The sequence below is a fragment of the Bradyrhizobium diazoefficiens genome (genome assembly GCF_016616235.1).
GTDB lineage: Bacteria > Pseudomonadota > Alphaproteobacteria > Rhizobiales > Xanthobacteraceae > Bradyrhizobium > Bradyrhizobium diazoefficiens_H.
Genome location: NZ_CP067100.1, coordinates 6,870,773 through 6,895,420, shown reverse-complemented (window position 1 = coordinate 6,895,420; position 24,648 = coordinate 6,870,773). Strand labels below are relative to the sequence as shown.

Here is a 24,648-nt window from a genome sequence, read left to right as displayed (position 1 = left end):
CCAGTCCACTCCTTGTTCGTACGGCTCCCCGACTCACCCAAAGGACCGGCCGGCAAGTGGAGCCAAATGGGTGCGCGGCGGATGATGGTGCGCGTTCGCGCCTGGGTGCTGTCTCACAGACGATCGACAGCGTCTCCGCGGCCTGTTGCCAGCGCAGTGCGGGAGGTTGCGTGATGTCCCGCGATGCTTCTGAACTGGCGCGGCGGCTCGCCCGTGAGGCCGATGCGGTCTGCCGTCATTACCTGTCCAATGGACGGCGCCAGGGCCGCTATTGGATCGTCGGCGACGTCCGCAATACGCCCGGCCGCTCGATGTTCGTCCGGCTCAGCGGACCGGAGTGTGGTCCCGGCGCCGCCGGGCATTGGACCGATGCTGCCTCCGGCGAACATGGCGATCTCCTCGACGTGATCCGCGAGAGCTGCGGTTTCGTCGAGTTTCGCGATGTCGCCAGCGAGGCACGACGCTTTCTGCGTCTGCCGCGCACCGAACCCCGCCGCAGCCCAAAGCCCGTTCGCACACCCGTCCCCACCGGATCGGTCGAAGCGGCACGGCGGCTCTTGGCCATGTCGCGGCCGATCCGCCGAACGCTGGTCGAGACCTACCTCGGCAATCGCGGCATCAAGGCGGTCCACGATGCGGGCGCGCTGCGGTTTCATCCGCGCAGCTACTATCGCCCGGACGACGGTTCGCCGACTGAGACCTGGCCGGCGATGATCGCCGCTGTGACGGATCTTGCCGGCCGCATCACCGGCGCACATCGCACCTGGCTCGCCCCGGACGGCTCTGGCAAGGCGCCGGTCGACACGCCGCGACGGGCCATGGGCGGTCTCCTCGGCCATGCCGTGCGCTTTGGCGCGGCCGACGACGTCCTCGCTGCCGGCGAAGGCATCGAGACGATGCTGTCGCTGCGCTGTGCGCTGCCTGCCATGCCCATGGCCGCCGCGCTCTCGGCCAACCACCTTGCCGCCCTTCTGCTTCCGCCGACGCTGCGTCGGCTCTACATCGCCCGCGACGCCGATGCCGCGGGTGACATGGCGGTCGCGGCATTGACGCAATGCGCGAAAGCCGCGGGCATCGAGGCGCTCGTCCTGTCCCCACGGACCGGCGACTTCAACGAGGACCTGCATGCATTCGGGCTCGACGCCCTGCGGGCGGCACTGCGCATCCAACTTGCGCCGCAGGATGTCGTTCGCTTTATGCTGTTCGCCGAGGCCGGGACGGTTTGACTGATCGACCTGCGGCGCCGCCGGCAATTGGCAGATGATCTCGTGTTGTCGATGATGTTGCGGACGCAATCGAGTTTGGAAGGGCGCTCCAGCCGGCCTTGCCCAGCTCTGCCGAGATGCGCGGCGCACTTGGCAGTGACCTAAGCTGCAGCGACCGTGGCACTACCGAATTTGGTAGGTCACCTTTGACCAAAGCAGATCAGTTGATGGTCGTAATCGACAGGCGGCTTGTGCTACGCGACGCCTGATGAAAGGGATATCTGATGGCGTGGCTATACATACTTCTGGCGGACGTGTTCGAGATCGCATGGCCCTTCGTTTTGAAGCGCTCGGTCGGGCTTTCGAAATGGACAACAGTTTTGTCGGGGGTGGTCTTCGCTCTTCCTATTTTTCTTCTATTGGGTGAATCCGTAAAGTGCTTGCCCGCTTCGACGGTTTATGCGGCCTTCGCCGGAATTGCGACCGTGGGGACAGCGATTGTCGGTATCGCGTTTTTCGGTGAGAGCGCAAACCTTGCTCGCCTCTGTTCTGTCGTGTTGGTTGTTGTCGGTCTGGTCGGCGTGAAGCTTTATTCGGAATAGTCTGCACTTGCACCCTGCGTGAAGGGATCAAGACCATCGAGAACCGAATGCGGCTGTCGTGTGCGATCCAAACATGCACTCTGTCGCAGTTGGCGCGCTATGGAAAAACGCATTCCTGATGACAAGACTTGGAATGTCGCTCCCGCAGACACCCCGCACAAGATCCGCTTCCAGCCGGCTCTCCTGTCGCTGGCCCTCGACGAAACTGGTCGTTGATTCCGTCAGGGCTGGTGACGGTGGACATCGAGGCGGGATCTTTCGGGTCGCCTGCTGAAGTCTCGCCGGAAAAGCGATAGGGCTGGCGCTCATTGCTGCTGCCGAAGAGCAACTTACGACCTCGGCTGCGTCAAAGTCATCTCCAGGTGGTCGAATCCAACTCAGCCTTGGGTGCGCAACTCGTGCCCAAGGATATCGCCCGGTTTCTAGCGCGTCCGAGGGCCGCTACGGGAACGCGCCAGGCAATTTGAACGCGCTATCGTCATGACGGGTCATTGCGTGCGGTGCCTGTGCCAGACAGCGCCGCGCCCACGGCCTTCTAGAGGGCGATCGGACGGCAAGCGGCCCGGCCCGGCAATGGCTGCGGTGCGGCTATTTTCCGCCGGCGCTCACGCGCCTTTGCATCGCGAAACAAAATAGCCGCACCTCAGCCATCCTCCGCTTCGCTGCGGCCCTGCGCTTCCACCTGCGCCCTTCCGGGCTTCGGCGGATTGATCGCTCCGGGTTCTGGTCCGTTCCGCCCGCCGTCTGATGATCGCCACGAAGGCCGCGATGGGCGCGGCCGAACGGCAAAGGACCCAAGCCATGATGACCGAACACGACGACAAGCAGTTCGAACCGCCGCACGGCTCATCACCGACCGATCATATCCTCAACGAGCTTCAGCTCTATGGCCATCGCCCCTTTCACGACGAGCCTGACCCACGGCCGCTTCCCGACGCCAAGGCCATCACAGGCGCGATCGCCGACATCTTTGATGCGCTCGTGGCGAGCCTGAGCGACACACGGCTTGAACCCGACCTCGAAGATCTCCTCTGGTCGACCGTCAATCTCTTCCATCGCGCCACGGGCCGCATCGAGCGCGAACTCGACGACAACGAAAAAGCCCAGCAAAAGAGCCAGCGCGAGCAGAATGGATCGGAGGTGCGATCCGTCGAACTGGAAAAGCTCACGGCCGAAGGCGTCACTTTGATCGAACGCCGCAATGCCATGGAGCTGTTTCGCGATCTGGCGACTGATCAATTCGAGCTTCATACCGGCTCGCCCTGGCGCCCCCGTTCCGGGTCACTCGTCAATCATCGCACGCTCACCTCTGCGATGATCGACAGCCGCGATTTCCTCGCTGCCAGACGTCGCGCGGACACCGAGGCGTTGCTGCCGTCTGGACCCAAGATCGCGCTCACCGGTGGGCTCGATTGTAACGACGTCTCCCTGATCTGGGGCCGCCTCGACAAGGTCCACGCCAAGCACCCGGACATGGTGCTGCTGCACGGTGGCTCGCCGAAGGGCGCCGAGCTGATCGCCGCCAAATGGGCGACCAGCCGCAAGGTTCCTCAGATCGCCTTCAAGCCGGACTGGACCAAGCACGGCAAGGCAGCTCCGTTCAAGCGTAACGACGCCATGCTTGCAGTGCTGCCGATCGGTCTCATGCACTTTCCGGGCAGCGGCATACAGGACAACCTTGCCGACAAGGCCAGGAAGCTCGGCATTCCCGTCTGGAAGTTCGGCGGCGCGTAAGCGCCGTCGTTCATCGGCGCTTCTTGATCGAGCACCAAGTTCGCCAGCGCGGATCAGTGCAAATTCTCTGACGCGACCGATATAGCGATCGAGCAGAACGCTTCGTCCTTGTCCGATTCGACGAACGACGCCACGCACTCGCATAGCGGCGCATTCTGCGCTATGATTCTCATCGCGCCGTGGTGGTGGTGGAAGGCGCGAGCGTCATGTCTTTTGTCGCGGAGCCACCACCATGCTTATCATTGCACTCGTCCTCAATATGCTTGGCATCGGCCTGTTCTGCTGGCTGGGTCTCACCCTTGCTGTCTACGCGCTGCCCTGTTTCGTTGCGCTTTCCGCAGGTCTGGCGGCTGTTCACGGTGGCGCGGGCATTGCCTCCGCCGCTCTGCTCGCAATTCTTGCCGGCGCCGTGACCGTTCTCATCGGTCAAACCGCCTTGATCTGGGCGCGATCCACCTTCGTGCGCGCGGTGATTGCCGCAGCTTTCACCGCCCCGGCGGCTGTCGCGGGCTATCACCTCGCCCATGGCCTGTCGCAAATCGCGATGCCATCCTCATTTTGGCAGGCTATCTTCAGCTGGACCGGCGCCTTTGCCGTCGCCGGCATGGCTTGGAGACGGATCACCAGCTTTGCCGGGACTCCGGCATCGGGCGAGGCTTTGCTGGAGGAACATCAGTAGCCCCTCTCGGCCACGACGCGACAAGGATGAGCCTTGGGTCTCGACGGCTGCGGCACCTCGGGTCCAAGCGTTGGCTGGGTCGACGAGCTTGAGCGAGCGATCCTTGCGGCGTTCTCGGGGCGCTTGGCACCTGGCACTTGGCACTTGACCCTCCCTGCGCCTGAACGGAGCGACCTCTTGTGCAGCTCAACCGAGAGGCGCCACAACTTCTTCCGGAGATGCTGTTCAGCGCACGGACCACCTGGCCTCTTGATGGCTCGATCTGGCCGAAGATCGGCTGCGCCTCGATCGCCTGAACGCAACGCCAGCAGCGCGACTTTCTTCCCCTGGGCGACGCCCATTCCTCGCGAGGCAAGAAAGTCGCCCCGCTGGCGTCCTCCGCTGCGCTGCGGCCCGCGGGCGGGTGCGTCGTCGATCGTCTTCGGCCTGTAGATCGCCATCGAGGCCGCGGTGGTCGCGGCTCGAAACAGCAAAGGAGAAGTAACATGGCTACCATCGGTTCTTTCAAGAAGGTCGGCAGCGACTTCCAGGGCGAGATCGTCACCCTCAGCCTCCAGACCAAGGGCGTCCGCATCGTGCCCGAGGCCAACCGCACCAACGAGCACGCCCCGAGCCACCGTGTCTTCGTCGGCCGGGCCGAGATCGGGGCCGCCTGGTCGAAGCGCTCCGAGGAGGGCCGCGACTATCTCTCGCTCAAGCTCGACGACCCCTCGTTCAACGCACCGATCTACGCGAACCTGTTCAGCGACGAGGACGGCGACGGCTTCAGCCTGATCTGGTCGCGGCCCCGCAAGAACGGCGACTGAGGTCGCCAAAAAGCCCCGCCCGGTCCGCCGGGCGGGGCTTCTCTCTCACGTGCGCATCAAAGCATTGTTGAGGCCACTGCGCTTCGGCGCCTCGCGCTGGTCGCCCTTCGCGGTCATTTCCGTGAACGTCTGTCCGGCTTATGTCGTCGGAATTTTGGCTATCGTGCGGTTGGCTCCATCGCGAGTCTATCCAGCACACGGTCGATCTTGAAGAAGGACACCGCATGAACGCGCGCCTACGTTGCGATGGACAAGACCCTGCGATCGGCGCACTCGTTGTCTGTCGATTTGAGGTGCATGACGAACTGGCGTCAATCCGGCTGTCGATACAGCGTCCATCTGGGGTCCCTGCAATACCATTCCGTATGGGATCGAAACTTGATTCCGAAATTCTCCTGCAGTCAGTTGTCGACGTGAGCAGAAACTCACGCAGTACAGCTCGGTCAGAATCATTCAGGCCTGAACCGCTTGCCGCATCCTCGTTGGATTCGACGTTGCTGCATCGAACTGCGATTTTGAATCATTTGGTAGTTGGAAGGTGCTTGTCCCAGCAATGGACTTATTCGCCGAGTCCAGATTATCGATGCCAGTCGCCACGACCGAGACACGGACGAGACCCTCCAGGCGTTCATCGAAAGTGGCGCCGACGATGACGTTGGCGTCCGGGTCGGCGCCTTCGCGAATGCGGCTAGCAGCTTCGTCGACCTCGAATAACGTCAGGTCCTTGCCGCCGGTGATCGAGATGATGAGGCCACTGGCGCGCTTGATCGAGGGGGCCTCGATCAAGGGATTGGAGATCGCGGCCATGGCGGCGGTGAGCACGCGCTTCTCGCCAGAAGCCTCACCCCCGCCCATCATGGCTTTGCCCTTCTCGCGCATGACGGAGAGAACGTCGGCAAAATCGAGATTGATCAGACCTTCTTTGACGATAAGGTCGCTGATGCAGGCCACACCCGAATAGAGCACTTGATCGGCGATGGCGAAGGAATCGTTGAATGTGGTCTTCTCGTTGGCCACGCGGAGCAGATTCTGATTTGGGATGATCAGCAGGGTGTCAACCGCGTTCAGCAGTTCCGCGATGCCCGCTTCAGCAACGCGCATACGGCGCTGGCCCTCGAAGTGAAAGGGCTTGCTGACGACGCCGACGGTGAGAATGCCAAGTTCACGCGCGATCCTGGCTATAACAGGAGCCGCCCCAGTTCCCGTACCGCCGCCCATGCCAGCGGTAACGAACACCATGTTTGCACCGGTTAAATGATCCCGGATCGCATGAATTGCCTCTTCGGCCGCGGCGCATCCTACTTTGGAGTTCGAGCCGGCGCCAAGCCCTTCGGTCACCTTTGTGCCCAACTGGATGAGGCGCTTGGCCTTGGACATGGTGAGCGCTTGTGCGTCGGTATTGGCGACGACGAAGTCGACGCCTTCCAGCCCGGCCGCGATCATGTTGTTGACGGCATTGCCTCCGGCGCCACCGACTCCAAACACAATAATACGCGCTTTCATCTCGCGAATGTCGCTGATGTCGGTCACTTTTACCTCATGATTTCTTCGGCACGTTGGAATGGCGGACCCGGATTGCTACCGAGGAACCTTGCGGTCTGTCTCCACCAGGATCGCAGCTAGATATCCTAGTCCACGTGCGGCCTGTCCGTGGCTGTCGATCGTGCCGACTCGGTCGCCGGTCCGTAGAGCCGCCACCTCGTCCTCAAGCCGCGTCGTCGCCTCTCTAGCGGCATGGCGTCTGCGGTCGCCTGCAGCACTTTAACCATCAGGCGCTCGGCGCGCTCGCGTTCGCGCTCGAAATTCGCGCCGTAACCGGCCGTCCTTGCTTCGAGCTGCACAATTTCCGTCTGCGACGCATCAATGTTTTCCACGAATGGGACGATGTCGCCCGCGCGACGACCACCTCGTGGGCAGGGAGTATGCCTGACTTCAGCGAGATCAACGCTCAGGAGTGCTCTGCCATTATCCGAAAGTGAGCGCGGCGATCGGGCGGCCTCGAGTGAGATTTTCGGCCGGGCACCAAGTGCGACATATGTCTGGGCCTCAATGGGCATCGACTGTTCTCCTAGAACGAACTGGGAGGCAATCGGCTGTTAACCGAAAAGTAATCACAAGGTAGGCTGGGCTGGTTAATAAGTCGTTAACGGCTCAGTGCCGATTGCCACTTGAGTACGCGCGGGCCCAGGCCAAGGCGGCCGAGCGTCGCCCTCATCAAAGCTAACTCGATCAAGCGTTGGTGCGCCGATTGTGGACCGCACGCCAATTTACACATTGCCTTCTCGAAGAGCGATTGCTGGCGACGCGACAGCTTTCGGGAGGCGCACGGTTGGAGGCGTATGCTTGATCGGTAGTCAACCGCACCAACGAGAACGCCCCGAGCCACCGCGTCTTCGTCGGCCGGGCCGAGATCGGGGCCGCTTGGTCGAAGCGCTCCGAGGAGGGCCGCGACTCTCGCTCAAGCTCGACGACCCCTCGTTCAACGCACCGATCTACGCGAACCTGTTCAGCGACGAGGACGGCGACGGCTTCAGCCTGATCTGGTCGCGGCCCCGCAAGAACGGCGACTGAGGTCGCGAAAAGCCCCGCCTGCTCAGCAGGGCGGGGCTTTTCAATTCGAGGTAGTGCTAGTTCGGACCGCCGAGCCGCTCGGGTTCCCCACTGGCTATTCAGTCTGCCGCGCGTCTTTTGTTGGCACCCGTGCCAGACGGCGGGGCTCCAAAGCTCCGCCATCTCAACTCCCAAACTGCGCGCCAGTCGATTGACGACGTCGATGCCCGCCGCTTTGCTGTTGCGTGGATGCGTTTGAATTCGTTGGACGGTCTTCCGCTTCGCCCGCATATCGGCACGAGGAGATCCAGACGATCAGCACGAGGCACCCGGCATGGCCTTCCTAGAAGCCCCGCAAATTACGAGGCAATTGGAGCACTTCCAGTTCCTAAGGCCCTTGGAAATTGTTCAATTGTTTCAATCTCCTACATGATAGATTACCTTGCGCAATATCTTGACATTTGCAAGGTTTTCTATCATATAGAATTTCATGAGAATGGAACCGCAACGCCAGGAGGATAGAGCGACTTCGCTTCTCCGGGCGCGAGGCATGATGCGCCTTTCCGAATTCCTCAACGAAGGTATCACGGCAGCAACCATTTCCCGGATGGAGCGAAAGGGTGCACTCAATCAACTTGCTCGCGGCCTCTACCAACTTCCTGACGCGCTCCTGGACGGCAATCACACGCTCGCCGTTGCCGCGAAACTCGTTCCTATTGGAGTCGTTTGTTATGACTCTGCACTCGCCTTTCATGAACTGACAGACCGTATCCCGCGCTCTGTTTGGATGGCGATCCGCCCGCGCGATTGGCGGCCCAAGATTACACGTCCCCGTATTGAAATCGTGCGCTTCGGTCCTAAGGAGTTCGACAGGGGCGTTGAGCATCACACCATCGAAGGTGTCTCAGTGCCTATCTACACCCCGGCAAAAACCATCGTCGATCTATTCAAGAGCGGCCAGCGCCAAAAGGCGTTCTATAACACACCCGCAGGCATCACGCATGCCACGCAAGCGATGAAAGACGCTCTTCGACTGCACAAGGCGACGCCTTCCGAAATCGCAAAATACGCCGTCGATGCGGGCATATGGCAAAAACTCGTTCAACCGCGTCTTGAGACACTCACAATCGATGCGTAAGCCGCTGAAGAACGTCGGCGCTTCCGTCCGCGCCCGCCTCCTCAACCTTTCGAAAGAACGCAACGAGCCATACGACCTTCTGCTTACGCAATACGCGCTTGAAAGGTTGCTGTACCGGCTCAGCATCAGCAAGTACAAGGAACAGTTTGCACTCAAAGGTGCGATGTTGCTGCGCTACTGGCTCCATGATCCGCATCGGCCAACCCGCGATCTCGACCTGCTCGGCTTCGGCGAGAGTGACCCACAGCTGACGCGTGGCTTCTTCAAGGAAATTTGTGAAGCTCAGGCTGTCGACGGCGTGACGTTCGATACCGGCAGCCTTGAAGTCGATAGGGTCCGCGATGAGTCAGGCTATGGCGGGCTGCGCCTCAAATGCTACGCGACGATCGACGGGGCTCGTTTGCGCATCGTTATAGATATCGGCTATGGCGACGCTACCGAACCTGGACTGAATGAGATCGAACTGCTGACACTGCTCGATCAGCCAGCCCCGAAGCTGCGCGCCTATCCACCCGAAACCGTCATCGCCGAGAAGTTTCAAGCAATGGTGCATCTCGGGTTGGCAAATACGCGCCTGAAGGATTTCTACGATATCTGGGTGCTGACCCGAACCTATGAATTTAAGGACGACCGGCTTTCACGCGCAATCAAAGCGACCTTCACGCGACGCAAGACCAACATCCCCGAAGACCGGCCGGATGCTCTCACGAAGGCTTTCACCGACGACGCGACCAAGGTTCAGCAATGGAACGCGTTCGTTCAGGACGTCGCTATCGATCCTGGACCGCTTGCCGATGTTGTCACCACGCTTGGCACTTTCCTGATGCCGCATGCAGAAAAGGCGCGGAAGTTGAAGGACAATTGATGGAGCTCGCATGATTGCCTGGATCAACATAGCCCGGCGGAGCGCTGATGTGCGAGTTCGATTGTTCCGAGGCCTCTCCTCGCAGGACTACGGATCTGTGATCGTCGCCACGTCGATTAAGGAATAACTCGTGCTGCGACCGCCAGCCGCGTCTTTCGCCAGTATACACTTGGCAACAAGATCTTCGATGTCGCGCAGGGCGGTATCTTGCGAGGCTTTGGTAAGCTTGGCCCATTTCGATGAGTTAAGCTTGCCATCAAAACCCTCGAGCAGGCGCTCGACCATCGCCCGCTGGCGATCGTTGAACTTTTGGTTGGCGTGCTTCTTCCAGAAGCGCGCCTTCCTGAGGACGGACGCAAGGATGGTGTCGGCGCGATCGAAGGCGCGGTCAAGGCAATCGAGAAACCATGCCAGCCATTCGGTTATGTCGAGATCACCTTTCTGCGTCGCTTCCAGGATGTCGTAATAGGCGTTGCGCTCCTGCCGGATCTGAGCCGACATACTATAGAAACGCTGTGAACTGTTTTCCGATCGTGCCAGCGCCATATCGGCAATCGCGCGGGCAATACGGCCATTGCCATCCTCAAATGGATGGATGGTGACAAACCACAGGTGTGCTATCGCTGCCTTCAGCACCGGATCGATATCCTGCGGGCCGTTGTACCAGTTAATGAAGGCCTTCATGTCATCGGGTACCAACGCGGCCTTGGGTGCCTCGTAATGGACGCGCTCGCGTCCCATCGGCCCCAAGACGATCTGCATGGGTCCGGACTCTTCAGTCCGCCAGTCTCCAACCTTGATCTTCGTCATGCCGCTTCGTCCCGTCGGAAAGAGAGCAGCGTGCCAGCCAAAGAGCCGTTCGGAGGTGAGGGGGGCGTTGTATTTGCTCGTCGCGTCGAGGATCATTTCGACCACGCCTTCCACATTGCGTTCGGCGGGCGTCAACGCGCCGATGTCGACACCGAGGCGGCGCGCCAAGGACGAGCGAACCTGGTCGCGGCTGAGAACCTCACCCTCGATCTCGCTCGATTTGGTGACCTCCTCGGTCAGCGCCTCAAGATTGGCCTGTGTTTTCAGCCTGAAGCCCAACTCTTCCATGCGCCCGGTGAGGCGTCCCTGCCGGTGGCGGACAGATCCCAGCCTTTGGGCGATCTTCGCTGCATCCCAATTGAAATGGGGCCAAGCCTTCCGTTCGTGAATATAGGTCGCCATTCGCCGCATCCTTTGCGGAGAATATAGCGGCTATTCGCTGCAATGCCACGTTATTCTTCGCATGATGTGCGGTGAAAGGCGGCGGCATTCACCGCATATGAGGAAAATCAACGCGTTAACGGTGATTGCTTTTGGTGGAAACCATACCTCCGCGAACGGCCGAGCGCTTGATCTTCAGGCCTGGCCGATAGATCGAGCACCCGATCTGCCGGCCGCGACCTTACCGCATGCGATGAATCACCAGATATCCGCCAGGTCGGTTTCGACCAGGGGACGTCTGGCGAGATTGCCCGCCATGCTTACCCGTTCTCAGTCGCTCGCGTCCGCGCCCCTTGACCCCGATCGATCAGTTCATCGGCCCTCAAACGGCTCGGCCGGACCCCTGTTTTAACCTTCCGGATCGGTCCCGCAACGCTTCGAGTTTTGCCGCGCGAAGCTGCTCGCCTTCTTCGACAAGCCGCAGCCCTTCCCGCATGACTTCGCCGGCCGTGGCTTATCGGCCGCTAGCAATCGGATCTTGGATGAAGTTCTCGTAGTGCTTGCCGACGGTGAAGCTGGTGGCCACAGCTCCTCCTGTGGTCATAGCCAGGGGCATCTCATCGCGGCTGGCTCACGGCAAGCGCGTTCGCCCTTTCTTCGCTTTTGTTTCCCTGTCTACGCCTGACCGCAGCGACATCTTGTGCAGCCCAACCGAGAGACGCCACAACTTCTTCCGGGGATGCTGTTCAGCGCACGGACCACCGGGCCTCTTGATGGCTCGATCTGGCCGAAGAGCGGCTGCGCCTCGATCGCCTGAACGCAACGCCAGCAGCGACTTTCTTCCCCTGGGCTACGCCCATTCCTCGCGAGGCAAGAAAGTCGCCCCGCTGGCGTCCTCCGCTGCGCTGCGGCCCGCGGGCGGGTGCGTCGTCGATCGTCTTCGGCCTGTAGATCGCCATCGAGGCCGCGGTGGTCGCGGCTCAAAACAGCAAAGGAGAAGTAACATGGCTACCATCGGTTCTTTCAAGAAGGTCGGCAGCGACTTCCAGGGCGAGATCGTCACCCTCAGCCTGCAGACCAAGGGCGTCCGCATCGTGCCCGAGGCCAAAGGCAGCAACGAGAACGCCCCGAGCCACCGCGTCTTCGTCGGCCGGGCCGAGATCGGGGCCGCCTGGTCGAAGCGCTCCGAGGAGGGCCGCGACTATCTCTCGCTCAAGCTCGACGACCCCTCGTTCAACGCACCGATCTACGCCAACCTGTTCAGCGACGAGGACGGCGACGGCTTCAGCCTGATCTGGTCGCGGCCGCGCAAGACCGGCGACTGAGGTCGCCAACCCCGTCCGGTCCGCCGGGCGGGGCCTTTCTCTCTCCGGGCATCAAAGAAGTGTCGCGAGGCCACTGCGCTTCAGCGCCTCACGCTGATCGACTTTCGCGGTCTTTGTGAACGTCTGTGGATCGTCGGCATCCTTCCGTCTTGCGGGGAAGCACCGCGCCGGTTCGATTCCTCCGACGCCTCTCGTCGCGGAAGACTACCGATCTGTGGTCGTCTCTGACTCAGAACAGACGTGGGTCAAGAACGAATGGCTCTACAGAGATCACGGAGATCCGCGCCGCGTCCTTGTGAGTGTGGTTGATCAGGATGTTGACGTCGGGGGACTGATCTACAGGGACGATGGCAGAGGGAACGCGGAGCAGGGGTGTCGCGAGCGAGGCGTGCCATTGATCACCTCGTTGCTGCGTCCAAACTTCCTGGCGCCGCCAATCGGCGGGCAGATCGCTTAAGCCCAGCGTCTCGACGGCAAGGTCATCTGGCCCATCGTAGCGCACCATCACAAGCGCGGGCATGAGAGCCGGGTCCTCGATATGGACCAGTTTTTCCAATACGCACAGCGCAGGCGACGTGCTGCAGTAGGTCACAGGCCGTCCGACCGTATTCCAGCGTCCGTCAAAAAGCAGGCCATAGCCACCATCGAACATCTTGGCATGCTGTATGCCCGACAAACGCCAAAGCAGCATCAGGCGGCGGCGCCCCAGGCGATCTTGCCGAGTATGGTTTCGACCACGCGGGCGCCAGTTTCGGTTTGTGCTACCGCCAACGGCGACTCGCCACGAAGTTCTGCTAGCGAACGCCGGAGCCATATATTGGCCTTGTTGGCATCGCCGAAAGTCTCCTCGGCAAGTGTCTGTACGCGCAGCAATCGCACGGCCCGGTCGGATTCTTCGACGGTTAGCGGTTGCTTTTTCTCCGCGCGATGCCGGCGCGTTCGTTGCGGAATGACGAACAATTCGATTTCCTGCTCAGTAAGTCCCGCCTTCGCCAGCCCATGCAGCGCGGTCAGGGGAAGCCGCTTTCGCACCGCCAGGGCGAGGTCCGCCTGCGAGCGTATGACCGCTCCAAGGACCGAGCGTCCACCCAGCTTCCTTGCTACGATTTCGACAATGGACACAGGGCCCTCCCGAACGTGGCGGCAATATGCCGTGTAGATAGCGGCATATTGCCGAATTTGCAAGAGCTCCACACAGGCCCGCCTGTGAGGACCCGGACTGCGGACGGCGCCGTCGGGGCAGGGACTTTCGATGCAGGGGCATGTTGGCAGCGCTGGCAACCGCATATCCACGCACCAGGAACTGTCCTGAAGGACAAGTTCAGGAGCGCACCCCCTGGAGCGACTACCTTACCGCGCTTGAGAGCCGAACTCCGGCGATTCGAGCGCGCGGGATCATCGACACTACAGCCGCAGCAACGAGAATGCCCCGAACCACCGCGTCCTTGCCGGCCGGGCCGAGATCGGGGCCGCCTGGTCGAAGCGCAGGGCCGCGACTATCTCTCGCTCAAGCTCGACGACCCCTCGTTCAACGCACCGATCTACGCCAACCTGTTCAGCGACGAAGACGGCGACGGCTTCAGCCTGATCTGGTCCCGGCCGCGCAAGAACGGCGACTGAGGTCATCAAGAAGCCCCGCCCGGTCCGCCGGGCGGAGCGTTTCTCTCTCAGGGCATCAAAGAAGTGTCGCGAGGCCACTGCGCTTCAGCGCCTCGCGCTGATCGACTTTCGCGGTCTTTGTGAACGTCTGTGGATCGTCGGCATCCTTCCGTCTTGCGGGGAAGCACCGCGCCGGTTCGATTCCTCCGACGCCTCTCGTCGCGGAACAATGCGGCAGGATTCGTTGAGCGCTCCAACGGTTCATCCGCTGATGGCCAACTCGACATCAACTGTCATGCATGACGCGAGAGCGCTTGCACTCTGCCGCGCCTGATCGGGCTACTTGTGCAGCGATCAATACAATCACGATGATCACGATAGCATCTCATCGCATGCTGTCGGGAGACAGGCTACAAAGTCGAGACCATCGATGGATCAGCCAACTAGAACTGCGGCAAAAGCGCTGCAGCCCTAAGGTCGGCATTACGAACATCATCCTTGAACGCATGTACGCGTTAGATTCAGAAATAGCCGCCGTTACTCAATACTCGGGTTGTCGTGTTCGGTCGTGTCCACTCGAAGACGTTGATGTCCCTAATCGGACGCCGAGGCGCAAGTCTTCCGTCTTCGGCGCTCGCAGCATATGTTTTTAGGCTCTCTCCAAGCAAGGCGCGCTCGCTTTTGGTGGCACACCAATTGCTACTACACAGTGATGGAGTTCGTTGGGCCGTGTCGCGCAGCGCAAGCATGCAGCGGCGCGCCAATGTCGGCCGCGATTAAGAGGAAACCAGATGAAGCTCGATGTCCGTTTCGAACTTCGATGGCTCCCCGGGGGTGAGGGGGGCCGGACAGAAGATGTGCGCGAGCCCGCTGGACCGGCCCGAGTTCGCCCAGCGATTGCGCTTTCGTCACATCCGGGAGCTCGCGCATCGTTTTTGGAGGAATCCTTCAGCGCCGTGCTTGAAGCATTCTTGGGTGCCGCTTCGCAACAAACGAACAATGTTCGCCTCGGCTGCGACGTCTGATTGTCGTCATCGAACGAACTCAGCCGGTATCGTGCCCTGGCTGCACGCAAACGCTCAAGGAGTCCAAAAAGTGCTCGCGCCAAGCTATTCCGAAGCCCTGGAGTTCGCGATCGACCGGTCGTACGACATCAACATTGACATGTTGAGGTCACGAAATCTGCACCTCGACACGTTTAACGACTATCTCGTCGGTACATATCCGCCTCTTAAGGCGATGGGGGACCTCAATCCCGAAAAGTTGTTGAATCGGATTGCGTCGTCAATCGATCTGTATTTCCACATTCCCTTCTGTCATCAAAATTGCACCTTCTGCCACTTCGGCAAGGAGATCAATCCGCCTCCCGGGCGCATCGAACACTATCTAGCGGCTCTCGAGAAGGAGATGAGTTGGTCGGACAATGCGCTTGCCGGCAGAACCGTTGAGACGGCTTTCATTGGAGGCGGCACCCCTTCACTTTTGACGAACGATCAAATCAAAACGCTGTTTGGCATGATGAGGCAGCACTTTGATCTATCCAAGTCCGAAGTGAGTTTCGAATTGCATCCCTCTCTTGGGAAGCACGTGGATGCGGCAGATCGCGTATCGAGCTTGCTGGGAGGCGGCGTAAATCGCCTGGTTCTCGGAGTTCAAACTCTAGATCCAAGTATCCTGCGCATCCTAAACCGCGGGCACGGTGTCGATGAGGTGATGCAGACCGTAAAATTGCTGAACGACATGCGGGTCGAGAATCTGTCGCTTGATCTCATGTACGGGCTGCCGCAGCAAACGCTCAGAAGCTGGTACGACTCCCTCATCGGCCTTGTGGGCATGGGAATAGAGAAGTTCAACGTATTCCCATTGATGTTCAAATCAACGGACCCCATAGCCCGCCATCTGGCCAACGGTCGATATCAATTCGCCGGGGCTAAGGAGCGCATCATCATGCATTTCATGGCGGAGCACATCCTGACGAGCCTCGGCTATCGCCATGGGCCGATTTTCTATTGGACCAGGAGGTCGCAGCCGCACTCCGTTCAACAGGCCCGCAAATACGATTCCTGGAACGACAATAACCTGGTCCCGTTCGGGGTGAGCGGATTTGGTTATATGAGTGAGTGCCAGTTCTACAACGAGGTCGATTTAGATCGCTACTTGGACAGGGTTGAGGCCGGCGAGAAACCGGTGTGGAAGGGTGCCGTCCTGTCGCGAGACGATCTCATGCGCAGAACGGTGATCTTCGCCTTGCGCAGCAGCGGCGTGTTGCTCTCCCGCTTCAAGCAGGAATTTGGGGTAGCCCTCGAGGAATACTTTGCTCACGAGCTTAGAATCTTGAATGAAGCAGGACTCATCTGCATTTCAAATGATGGCCTGCTTTCGCTAACTGCTTCGGGCATTGTCAATTCGGGCGCAGTGTCGTTGCGGTTTTTCTCGGCCAGTGTGCTGGAGCAGGTCGCGTACAATGACAGCAGGATAAAGGACAAGCGAACCGATCCTCTCGAAAAGCACGATTACTCGCCGGCTGCAAGATACGGGTCAAGCGCCGAGATGAAGGCTGTTTTTCAATGAAGTCGTAGGTATCCTCGGCTATGATCGATACTGGTTCGTTTGCTGCCCCAGAACCGCCGCTCCTGGCTTCGCGGGACATATTTTCTCATCTGACCGATACGATCGATCGCAAGCAGCGAAAACGCCCGCTTGGATTGTTCAGTGATTTTGTCGTCGATCAACTGCCCCACCGTATTGCGGAGATCAAATGCAGTGAACGACCGAGCGAAGCGGTTAAGGCCCTTGGTCGTACCATAAACGCAATGACGGCGGAGATGGACTATGATGCGCTGCTGCTCAGTTTACCGCAGTCCGATTTCGAGGTCGCCAAGACAGACGTCCAGTATCTCGTCAATTCTGCTTATCAGCTGTCCGCGTTTGCCGGCCTCCATCCCTGGGACGCCGAACAGACCCTAGGTGTGGCATTGAGTCGTCTGGCGCGCTTGACTTGTGAACGGCAGCCCAGCATTGGCGTCCTCTCCTATGAAGATATGATCCTTACCAATCCGGTGCAAAGCGACCCTCGCGTCTATTGCCTTGGCGCGGCCGGGGTCGAGGAGCGCGATTTTTGCTTGGGCCATCAACTGATCGAGACCGAATTGCAGTCGGCAATTGAGGCGCTAGTTGAGTTGCGTGATGTTGCCGATGCGGATGCAGCTCAATGTCTTTCGCGATGTCTAGAGCACGTTGAGTCGGCAAATCGTGTACTGACGCGTTTTGATCAACATATGTCGCCGGACCTGTTTGGCCAGTTTCGCGTGTTCTACGAAAAAAATCCTTACAAAAATACACTTGGCCCAAGCGGCCGTTTCTCAGCCCGCGTTGTGGCAGTCTCGGTGCTGCTGATCGGCGAAGAGCTATTCCGCGAAAAGCGCCAATTTTATAAGGACGTATATCGGCTGTCCAAATATTACCCGCAGGAATACATTCGCGAGGTATTCCGTTGGCTGTCGCCAGACAAGGAGAGCACCTGGCTCCAGCCAGGTTGGCTAGAAGGGAAAATGAACTTTCCTGCCTCGGCAACCATTTCGTCCGTGACGGAGCAGGCTCACGGGGAAATCGGAGAGTTGCGCGCGTCTTGCGTTTGTGCGTGGGATCGTTTTACCCGGATGCACCGTGGTGCGGCTTTAAAATACACGGTTGGGCCCGGCCGATCACTTGTCGGCATTGAGGCGTCGGAAACTGTCGAGGCTGTCCTTTCTCAGCGGTTGTTGACTCCGGCGCGTCCGTAAGCCGGACGTTGTATTGTCCTGGCAGACGCAGAGGGTGCCGCAGTTAAGGGCCTCCGTGCTATTCGGAAGGTGATTGGTCAATGTTCCAGGACGAAGTGGTCGTTCGTCGCTTCGTGTCAGCCGACACGGATGACGTATGGCATCTGCATAGAACCGCATCGGAGGATGTTGGTGTGTGTGGCCCGGAAGGTGGGTGGGCGGATGATTTACGCAACATCGGGGAGGTCTACATTGCATCAGGCGGTGACTTCATAGTGGCGCATATTGGTTCCCGTCTCGTTGCCATGGGTGGGCTGAGACCTGTTGATGATGAAGTCGCAGAGTTGAAGCGTATGCGGGTCGATCCCGCGCTTCAACGACGGGGACTTGGAAAAAGGATACTCGGCGCATTGGAGGCGCGAGCCGTTGTGCTGCAATTCAAGTCGATCGTGCTCGACACGACAACGATCCAAGTCGGGGCGCAAAGACTTTATGAGAGCTCTGGCTACGTTCGACGCAAGCAAGGGATGCGACACGGATATGCGGTGATCTTTTACGACAAGCGGCTCACGGGCCAGGATGATCCTTCTGGATGACCAAAGACAAATAAGGGTTGGCAGGCGGCGTAATCCTCTAGCGCTGCAGATGGCGCTACAAAGCAGATCCGCCAATCGAGGCACTCGAGTGAGGGGATGGACAACTGGAGTTGCCTCGGCTGCCCTAGCCATCTCGCAACGTTCCCATTGCAGAGGTCGTGCGAAAGGGCCGTAAATTAGCTTCATGGAAAACCTGGTTGCGCGGGAAGCCCGAGCAGGAGCCGGCCCGCGCTCTGCAGCGTTCCCTCGCTGAAAAAGGCGTGCTGCGCTACCACAAAGCTGTCGCACATCGCCCGCGCTAGATTGTGCGTGGCGTAGACTGATCTGGCTCCGGCGAGACCGCAGGCGATCTTGGCGACTTCGGCGCTGCGTCGTGCGGCATTCGTCGCAGCGAGCCGCATCAGCATCACCGTGGTCGGATTTGCCGGGCCATTGAGCGCTTGGTTCCACAGCTCTTCGGTGGCCTCATAGAAGAAGGAACGGGCGGAGCGCAGCACGGCCTCGGCTCTGGCGATCTCCAGCTGGATGTAGCCGCGCTCGGCCATTGCGGGTGCGCCAGTGATCCAAGGGCCGCTGCCGGCCATGGCGATGACAATGACATCGTCCAGCGCGGAGCGAGCAATGCCGATGCCGACGATCGCAAGCACCTGCGCGGCGAACGCCACGGACGGATAGCGGTAGATCGCTGCATCGAGCGACGCCGGGCCGCCGCGAATCAGGGTCCATTCCTCGGGCACGACGACATCCCTGACGACGAGTTCGTGGCTGCCGGTGCCCTGCAGTCCGATCACGTCCCAATTGGAGCGGATTGTCACTTTGTCGGCCGGCATCACGGCAACACGCGGAAGGCCCTCGCTTGCGCCGCCTTCCACCGTGATGCCGACCCCGATCAGGTCCGCTGTGGGCGAGCCGCTGCCGAACGGCTACACCCCGTTGACGATGAAGCCGTCGGTGCTGCGCCGGGCCGGCTGCAGCGGGAAAAGCCCGCCTGCGTAGACCACGTCGGGTCCATTCGCATAGATCTTGCCAAGCGTTTCAATGGGGAGCGCGGCGAGATAGCAAGCGGCACCGCCGAAGCTCGCCACCCAACCTGCGGAGCCGTCCGCCGCGGAAATGCGCTCGATCATGCGGCAAAACGCCGCCGGCGTTCGCTCCTCGCCGCCGAAACACTTGGCGACCATTGCTCGATAGACGCCAAGCCGCTTAAAGCCGTGTATGATGTCGTCTGGGATCTTCTGCGCGGTGACGAACTCAGACCGGCGCGCCCGGATCTCGGCAAGCAGGCTCGACAGAGTTATCCCGCCTGACGTGCTTCTCGGCGCACGCTTATCCGGCTCTTTTTCCTGGCCGCTCATAACGGCACTCCGCCTGCTAGACGCTTTTCGAGAAAACCTTTCGCATTGCTGCCGAGCATTAAATTCTTCGCCAAGCCGTTAACGAGCCGAGCCGTGCGCATCACGCCTTCACGCATCCTCAGCGCAGTCTAGGTGCGGCCTCATGAAGACAATTAGGGAGCCAGATTCCTTGGTTTCTTCGGAACCCACGGAATGGCACGCCGCGCTCGATTTGACCGTGGGCAACATTAACCGGTCAACGATCCGGCCTAAATCGAATTTCGTCAGATCCCCACCTAGGCCTATGTATGCATTCCGCTTCCTCGATTGGTGCTAGTTCATGAAGTCAGGATCAGTCCGCTCCAGCATCCGTCTGAACGCAGCCCATTCGATATCAGCCATTCCCTGCACTTCGATGCTGTCGTAAAGATTGGCGTATTGCTGGGCGGTGTGACGGGCGACTCCTTCGGTGACAGGCGCAATTTCGGCGCGCGTAGCCTGGATCGCCAGCTGCGCGCGGCAGGACCGCTCGAGATTGTGCATCAATTTGAAGGCCTCGGCGACCGAGCGTCCGCAGGTCACCATGCCGTGGTTGCGCAACACCATCACCAACTTGTCGCCGAGATCGGCGATCAGACGAGCGCGCTCATCGAGATCGAGCGCGACTCCTTCGTAATCATGATAGGCGACACGTTCGGTGAACTGCAATGACCATTGATTGAGCGGCAGCAGACCCTCTTTCAGCGATGAGACTGCAACGCCCGCGATCGTGTGGGTGTGCAGCACGCAAATCGCATCTTTGCGCGCTGAGTGGATCGCGCTGTGAATGGTGAAGCCGGCCGGATTGATGCCGAGCCGGAGGGGGTCGTCGACAATGTTGCCGTCCATATCGACCGTGACAAGATTGGAGGCGGTCACCTCTTCGAAGCGCAGACCGAACGGATTGATCAAAAACCGATCATGAGCGTCGGGAAGGCTGACCGAAATGTGGGTGTAGATGCCGTCATCGAGACCGAGCCGGTGTACCAGCCGATAGGCTGCGGCCAGGTCGATCCGCCTCTCCTGCACTACGTCTCTGACGGCGGACAACGGCGCGTCTCTTGTCATGGCTTCTCAAAGCTTTCCGTTGTGACGATAGGACCAGATCAATGAATTCCTCGGCCGATGAGTGTTCGATCGCCCCGATCGTACGAATACTTGGCCGTGTTATAGCAACCGACGTGCCAGCAAAGATGTTGTGCGAGCCTTGCTTGAACTGAGCAAAGATCATGTGATTCGTGCCGCGTCGACAGAATGCTCGTGGCTCAGTGTCTGGTTCCGGACATAAACGTCGGTGAGCTGAACACCACAGCGCGGATGTTGACTGATAACGTCGCCTCTCAGACCGAACTCGAACGTCCGCTCGAGAATGATGTCTCCAACTGCGATCCGGACTTCAGACATGTCGCTGCACTGCGCAACTGAAGCAATGGAGTAGAACGTAGCCTTCCGGATCAGATCATCGTTCTCGTGTTGAGCGGGGACAGCGTCTCTGTTGTCCCGGGGCGATTGGATATCTGATGTCCTGGGCCTAAGCCCTCTCCCGCTTCTTGCGCTTCGTTCGGACCGGCTTTCGACCCTTAGGTAGCGTCTTGGGGGGCGCGGCTCCTTTGGGTGGCTGAACAAAGAACTCTGATAGTTCAACATCTAGCGTTTCGGCCAGTCGATCGAGCAGATCAATCGTCGGGTTCTCCGATTGTCGCTCAAGGCCGCCCATGTATGAGCGATCGATCCCGGCATCGTATGCCAATTGCTCTTGCGGAATGCCGCGATCAACGCGTATCCGGCGGACATTCCAGGCAACAAGCGCACGAGCTTTCATGCGCAAAAGCAGCCATTGGGCGGGCCATCAAACCACTGGCTATAACCGGCCTATTTCGTTAGATTGCTCGATGAGACAGGCATAGGCTCCAACGGCTGCTGTACACACATATGAAAGAACCGCCAGTAGATCCCGATGTCGCAGATGTGGCGCCGAACGAGACAGCGCTGACAGCCTATGACGAACAGCATGTCGTCACGTACATTCGCCTTCTGCAGGCGCAGGGTGAGGGGGCGGACTGGCGGGAAGTAGCTCGAATCGTCTTGCATATCGATCCGGAGCGGGAGCCGGACCGTGCGCGGAACGCATACCAGAGTCATCTTGCGCGCGCCAAATGGGTGACCGAGCAGGGACGCCTCTTACGAGGCACCGGATTGAGATCGTAAGCCGGAGAGAGCGACCATCCCGCCTTTCCCGACCACACATGGCGGGTGCTGTCCTAATTAGGACACCCGCAATTTGAAACTAGGACAGGAACGCAGGAACATTCCTGGACTTGCCAAGTTTTCCCGGTGCCCTTCCCCAAGGGCAACCCCGATCGGCCCCGGCTCCTCGCCCCCTTGCGAGCTGGGGCCTCTTTTTTAGATCAGATCCTGTGCCCGCATTTCGTTACGCCGCAGAGGGGAATTAGGACGCTGGGAAATTTACGGGCGGAGAAGCAAAAACGCCGCCCGCTTAAATGGTGCGCGAGCGGCGGCTTCCAGCCCCGGGAGGGAGATTGTAAAATCCCGATACCGGTGTGTCTGCAGGTGTCGTGCCAAGGTTCAATGCCCCGCGGCGAGACACTCGCGGAGGAAACTAGGACAGTGCCCATACTGCGCGAGAATTCAAAAATTGATTGCTATGGATGTCCGTATTTTATCCTCAGTTGAGGATCGCAGTGTCCTAATTCGTTAGAAACACCAAGTAAAGTCGGCGCTTAGTCGGCATGACACGCTATTATTTCGACCTGAGAGACGGCGACTATCTGGCCCCGGATGAAGAGGGGGGGGTGACCTTCCCGATCTGGTCGCCCTGCAAAACGAGGCCGCCCGCGCGCTTGCGGATTTGGCACGAGACACCATCCGAACGAGCCGCTCGTTCGGAGCGGCGCGCGGCTTGGTAATTGAGGCTCGGGACGAGAACGGCCCCGTGATGCGGGCTCGATTCCAGTTCGATATCGAGCGCTTGCAGTAAGGCGCCCTCAGTTGGCGGCCTCTCGCCACCCCCTCCAAAACATCCTCCCTCGGTACTCCAACTGGCTCCGTAGCCCCCCAACGCAGCCCTTTCCAGCGAGTTTGGATTGACGACGTAGACAAGTTTTTCCGTCTCAGTACCCAACGGAGGGGGTGGCAAGCAGCCGCCAATTTTTCCCATCATCGCAGGAGTATTGGCGCGCCTCCCTAAGTCGGGCGAGATCTGGCCAGTTGCGGAGCGCAAGCCATGGCTACAGCTGCTAGAGGCAGCTTTCGGCTGATTTATAAGGATGCTCCTACCTCTCAAGTACGGCCTGAACCAGTCGATAGTGGTCTCTTGGAAGCTGCTAGCAAGATGCCGTGGAGCGACGATCAGAAATGAAAGAGGCCGCCCACTGAGACGGCCTTAATCTCGAATGCCCTTAATTGATGGCTGAATCGTCAGACGGTAAGCAATCATCGTGCTTCCATCGAACCTCTCCAAGAGCTCGCCACATGCCGAGCAATGATACTCGCCCTCGGTGCCGCGCTGCGTCGGAAGTTCAAGCTCTAGGCGCCGGAAGCCAGCCCCGCACTCCGAACACGTTACGTCACCCTTTTTCATATGCCACCCGTGAAATCAGAGAGGCACCTTTAGCACGGGATGGCGCGGAACTTAGGGTATACGGAGGTTTATTCGGATGGGCAGCCCATCGACTGAATCCAAATCGGGCCGCGGCGAAATTCAGCTTAGGACACTAAGGGTTAAATACGGACAGTACCCCATGGCGGACAGGAACGGGACGCGAACGGCGTCATTACGATCGAAGCGGCGCGACAGCATGACGGCCTTGCCGGCGACCTCGATCAGTTCGTGTTGCGGGAGGGCGAGGCCAGCCTTGCTGGCGAGCCGCAGCGCAATCTCCTCCGAGGTCTCAATACTGTAGTAGCGGGTTTCCTTTGGAAACTTGGCGATCGAGAGACTGCCGTGTTGGTCGATGACCGAGGTCTTCGGCCGCCCGCCACCGGGGAGGAGCCGGGCCCGAAGATGAGCTGGAGAATCTTCGTCCGTTTCCTCGTCGCGGAGAATGCGCTCGGTGATCTGGAGCAGCTGCCCGAGCTCGATGAGGGCCGGCACCCCGGCGCGGGCCGGCGCCTGGAAAGTTTCGTCGCCGACCCAGCGGAAGCGAAGTGCGCCAAGTCGCGTTTCGTCGGCGACGCCGAGCAAATAGTCACTTTCTGCAAGCGTGCAAACGGCGCGGCCTTCGCGGTCGGCGAGGCGGCGTTCGGTGCGCTGCACGAAACGGCGACCCCAGGTGTCAGGCGCGGAGTCGCCAATGGAGCCGAAAGTCGCCAGTCCGGCAGGGAGCAAAGGCGCCGCGCGTCAGGGCGAGGGCGGGTTCCAGGGAGAACCGGTCCGAGTCATCAAGCCATGCGCCATCGTACTCGAAGAGGATGGTCACCTGGCCTCGAGCACGGTTGCTCCTCGCCAGTCCGATGCGGCGCGTGCGGCCGCCGAGATCGATATGCACCTCGAAGTCAGCCATCGCGTGAGGCTCCGGTCTTGTGTTTGAGATGGACGTGCCTGGGCAGTTCGGCGCTGGCGAGCGCTTGGCCGACGCTGTCGTTGCTGATGTCGGCGACCTTGATCAGGCCGAGCGCCTGGAGAACGCCGGCATAGATGCCGATGCTGACGTTGGTGTCGCCGGCTTCGACTCTCTGCAGCGTCGAGCGGGACGTGAAGGCGCGCTCGGCGACGACGGCCATCGGCAGCCGCCGATGCCGCCGGGCGTCATGGATGTCTGCGCCGAGCTTGCGCAGGGCCCGCCGAACGGCGGCAGGGGGATTGTGGGAGAGTAGGCATTTGCGCCCTTCATGCTACATATCTCGCGAATATGTAGCACGAAGACTCCAAATTTCCTTATCCCAGCAGGGGTCGGTACCTCCGTGTGGGGACGGCTAAGCGTTTCTCCGAAACTGATGCAGGTCTATCGCGATGGCGATCTGACGTCTGACAGTCGAACATCATCGAAACCGTTTTGGGCAAAGAACATCGCAAGCCGGAAAGCATCTTTGATTTCTTGCAGGCCATTACCGCATTTGCCCGCGGCAGGGCTCATCAAGATGCGTTGCCTCGAACTGGAGGGCAAAGCAAGCGCTTGATGGAACGGCCCATTTGATGACGTAAGTGGCGCGGTCGGGAACGTTCGCGCGGCCTCGCTTCCAAGGCCCTATGCATCGCTGCCAA

The 24,648-nt window shown here is 59.9% G+C and carries 23 protein-coding genes and 3 pseudogenes; 15 read left to right on the top strand and 11 right to left on the bottom strand.

Going from position 1 to position 24,648, the window contains the following annotated elements; all coding sequences use genetic code 11:
* The first annotated feature begins 173 nt into the window (after positions 1–173).
* The 5 genes from JJB99_RS32505 (at position 174) to JJB99_RS32485 (ending at position 5,026) form a co-directional block, all read left to right on the top strand.
* Positions 174–1,226, top strand: coding sequence for a DUF7146 domain-containing protein (locus JJB99_RS32505; protein WP_200496201.1), 1,053 nt, complete (start codon positions 174–176; stop codon positions 1,224–1,226).
* A 263-nt stretch (positions 1,227–1,489) separates the two neighbouring features.
* Positions 1,490–1,807: a DMT family transporter gene (locus JJB99_RS32500; RefSeq protein ID WP_200496200.1), complete on the top strand. Its 318-nt coding sequence runs from the start codon at positions 1,490–1,492 to the stop codon at positions 1,805–1,807.
* Between the two features lie 804 nt (positions 1,808–2,611).
* Positions 2,612–3,541, top strand: a complete 930-nt coding sequence (locus JJB99_RS32495; RefSeq protein WP_200500407.1) for a DUF2493 domain-containing protein — start codon at positions 2,612–2,614, stop codon at positions 3,539–3,541.
* 232 nt (positions 3,542–3,773) lie between these two features.
* On the top strand, positions 3,774–4,220 hold the full coding sequence (locus JJB99_RS32490) for a hypothetical protein (protein WP_200496199.1): 447 nt from the start codon (positions 3,774–3,776) through the stop codon (positions 4,218–4,220).
* A 485-nt stretch (positions 4,221–4,705) separates the two neighbouring features.
* Positions 4,706–5,026 (top strand): DUF736 domain-containing protein, encoded by a 321-nt coding sequence (locus JJB99_RS32485; protein ID WP_200496198.1) that lies wholly within the window; start codon positions 4,706–4,708, stop codon positions 5,024–5,026.
* 453 nt (positions 5,027–5,479) lie between these two features.
* Here the strand turns inward: JJB99_RS32485 and ftsZ are convergent, their stop codons facing one another.
* Entirely contained in the window at positions 5,480–6,556 is a 1,077-nt protein-coding gene (gene ftsZ / locus JJB99_RS32480) for a cell division protein FtsZ (RefSeq protein WP_200496197.1), read from the bottom strand.
* A 98-nt stretch (positions 6,557–6,654) separates the two neighbouring features.
* Positions 6,655–7,083: a hypothetical protein gene (locus tag JJB99_RS32475; protein WP_246775079.1), complete on the bottom strand. Its 429-nt coding sequence runs from the start codon at positions 7,081–7,083 to the stop codon at positions 6,655–6,657.
* Positions 7,084–7,382: 299 nt separating this feature from the next.
* Here JJB99_RS32475 and JJB99_RS32470 point away from each other — a divergent pair.
* The 3 genes and pseudogenes from JJB99_RS32470 to JJB99_RS32460 form a co-directional block, all read left to right on the top strand.
* Positions 7,383–7,597, top strand: a pseudogene (locus JJB99_RS32470) (DUF736 domain-containing protein); the annotation flags it as partial.
* Positions 7,598–8,126: 529 nt separating this feature from the next.
* Positions 8,127–8,714 carry a type IV toxin-antitoxin system AbiEi family antitoxin domain-containing protein gene (locus JJB99_RS32465; protein WP_246775078.1) on the top strand — a complete coding sequence of 196 codons (588 nt, stop codon included), beginning with the start codon at positions 8,127–8,129 and terminating at the stop codon, positions 8,712–8,714.
* The gene (locus JJB99_RS32460) at positions 8,707–9,579 is read left to right on the top strand and encodes a nucleotidyl transferase AbiEii/AbiGii toxin family protein (protein WP_200496195.1); all 873 of its coding nucleotides are present in this window, start codon (positions 8,707–8,709) and stop codon (positions 9,577–9,579) included. Before JJB99_RS32465 ends, JJB99_RS32460 begins: the two co-directional genes overlap by 8 nt.
* An 87-nt stretch (positions 9,580–9,666) precedes the next feature.
* Here the strand turns inward: JJB99_RS32460 and JJB99_RS32455 are convergent, their stop codons facing one another.
* Positions 9,667–10,791 (bottom strand): Fic family protein, encoded by a 1,125-nt coding sequence (locus JJB99_RS32455; RefSeq protein WP_200496194.1) that lies wholly within the window; start codon positions 10,789–10,791, stop codon positions 9,667–9,669.
* 983 nt (positions 10,792–11,774) lie between these two features.
* Between JJB99_RS32455 and JJB99_RS32450 the strand changes: the two genes are divergently transcribed.
* Positions 11,775–12,095, top strand: coding sequence for a DUF736 domain-containing protein (locus JJB99_RS32450; RefSeq protein ID WP_200496193.1), 321 nt, complete (start codon positions 11,775–11,777; stop codon positions 12,093–12,095).
* A 229-nt stretch (positions 12,096–12,324) separates the two neighbouring features.
* On the opposite strand, the gene JJB99_RS32445 is transcribed toward JJB99_RS32450, so the two are convergent.
* Together JJB99_RS32445 and JJB99_RS32440 are read right to left on the bottom strand one after the other, a co-directional pair.
* Positions 12,325–12,786 (bottom strand): RES family NAD+ phosphorylase, encoded by a 462-nt coding sequence (locus JJB99_RS32445; RefSeq protein WP_200496192.1) that lies wholly within the window; start codon positions 12,784–12,786, stop codon positions 12,325–12,327.
* Positions 12,786–13,217 carry an antitoxin Xre/MbcA/ParS toxin-binding domain-containing protein gene (locus JJB99_RS32440; RefSeq protein ID WP_246775077.1) on the bottom strand — a complete coding sequence of 144 codons (432 nt, stop codon included), beginning with the start codon at positions 13,215–13,217 and terminating at the stop codon, positions 12,786–12,788. The genes JJB99_RS32445 and JJB99_RS32440 overlap by 1 nt, the downstream gene beginning before the upstream one ends.
* A gap of 286 nt (positions 13,218–13,503) precedes the next feature.
* Here JJB99_RS32440 and JJB99_RS32435 point away from each other — a divergent pair.
* The 4 genes and pseudogenes from JJB99_RS32435 to JJB99_RS32420 all read left to right on the top strand — a co-directional run.
* A pseudogene (locus JJB99_RS32435) lies at positions 13,504–13,715 on the top strand (DUF736 domain-containing protein); the annotation flags it as partial.
* Positions 13,716–14,789: 1,074 nt separating this feature from the next.
* The gene (locus JJB99_RS32430) at positions 14,790–16,265 is read left to right on the top strand and encodes a coproporphyrinogen-III oxidase family protein (protein ID WP_200500405.1); all 1,476 of its coding nucleotides are present in this window, start codon (positions 14,790–14,792) and stop codon (positions 16,263–16,265) included.
* A 20-nt stretch (positions 16,266–16,285) separates the two neighbouring features.
* A complete protein-coding gene (locus JJB99_RS32425) occupies positions 16,286–17,476 on the top strand; it encodes a hypothetical protein (RefSeq protein WP_200496191.1) in 1,191 nt (396 codons plus the stop codon).
* 80 nt (positions 17,477–17,556) lie between these two features.
* Entirely contained in the window at positions 17,557–18,051 is a 495-nt protein-coding gene (locus JJB99_RS32420) for a GNAT family N-acetyltransferase (RefSeq protein ID WP_200496190.1), read from the top strand.
* A 182-nt stretch (positions 18,052–18,233) separates the two neighbouring features.
* On the opposite strand, the gene JJB99_RS36575 is transcribed toward JJB99_RS32420, so the two are convergent.
* The 4 genes from JJB99_RS36575 to JJB99_RS32405 form a co-directional block, all read right to left on the bottom strand.
* Positions 18,234–18,881 carry a hypothetical protein gene (locus JJB99_RS36575; RefSeq protein ID WP_246775076.1) on the bottom strand — a complete coding sequence of 216 codons (648 nt, stop codon included), beginning with the start codon at positions 18,879–18,881 and terminating at the stop codon, positions 18,234–18,236.
* 93 nt (positions 18,882–18,974) lie between these two features.
* Positions 18,975–19,406, bottom strand: a complete 432-nt coding sequence (locus JJB99_RS36570; RefSeq protein WP_246775075.1) for an acyl-CoA dehydrogenase family protein — start codon at positions 19,404–19,406, stop codon at positions 18,975–18,977.
* Between the two features lie 312 nt (positions 19,407–19,718).
* On the bottom strand, positions 19,719–20,492 hold the full coding sequence (locus JJB99_RS32410; RefSeq protein ID WP_200496189.1) for a class II aldolase/adducin family protein: 774 nt from the start codon (positions 20,490–20,492) through the stop codon (positions 19,719–19,721).
* A gap of 463 nt (positions 20,493–20,955) precedes the next feature.
* The gene (locus tag JJB99_RS32405; protein ID WP_200298267.1) at positions 20,956–21,246 is read right to left on the bottom strand and encodes a helix-turn-helix domain-containing protein; all 291 of its coding nucleotides are present in this window, start codon (positions 21,244–21,246) and stop codon (positions 20,956–20,958) included.
* A gap of 110 nt (positions 21,247–21,356) precedes the next feature.
* On the opposite strand from JJB99_RS32405, the gene JJB99_RS36565 reads away from it, so the two are divergent.
* Together JJB99_RS36565 and JJB99_RS37065 are read left to right on the top strand one after the other, a co-directional pair.
* On the top strand, positions 21,357–21,632 hold the full coding sequence (locus JJB99_RS36565; RefSeq protein ID WP_200298268.1) for a DUF2285 domain-containing protein: 276 nt from the start codon (positions 21,357–21,359) through the stop codon (positions 21,630–21,632).
* A 661-nt stretch (positions 21,633–22,293) separates the two neighbouring features.
* The gene (locus tag JJB99_RS37065; RefSeq protein ID WP_433995742.1) at positions 22,294–22,422 is read left to right on the top strand and encodes a hypothetical protein; all 129 of its coding nucleotides are present in this window, start codon (positions 22,294–22,296) and stop codon (positions 22,420–22,422) included.
* A 762-nt stretch (positions 22,423–23,184) separates the two neighbouring features.
* On the opposite strand, the pseudogene JJB99_RS36840 reads toward JJB99_RS37065, so the two are convergent.
* Both JJB99_RS36840 and JJB99_RS32395 read right to left on the bottom strand, forming a co-directional pair.
* Positions 23,185–23,947 (bottom strand): annotated as a pseudogene (locus tag JJB99_RS36840) (HipA domain-containing protein); the annotation flags it as partial.
* Positions 23,940–24,221: a helix-turn-helix domain-containing protein gene (locus JJB99_RS32395; RefSeq protein WP_200500404.1), complete on the bottom strand. Its 282-nt coding sequence runs from the start codon at positions 24,219–24,221 to the stop codon at positions 23,940–23,942. The pseudogene JJB99_RS36840 and the gene JJB99_RS32395, both read right to left, overlap by 8 nt.
* Between the last annotated feature and the right edge of the window lie 427 nt (positions 24,222–24,648).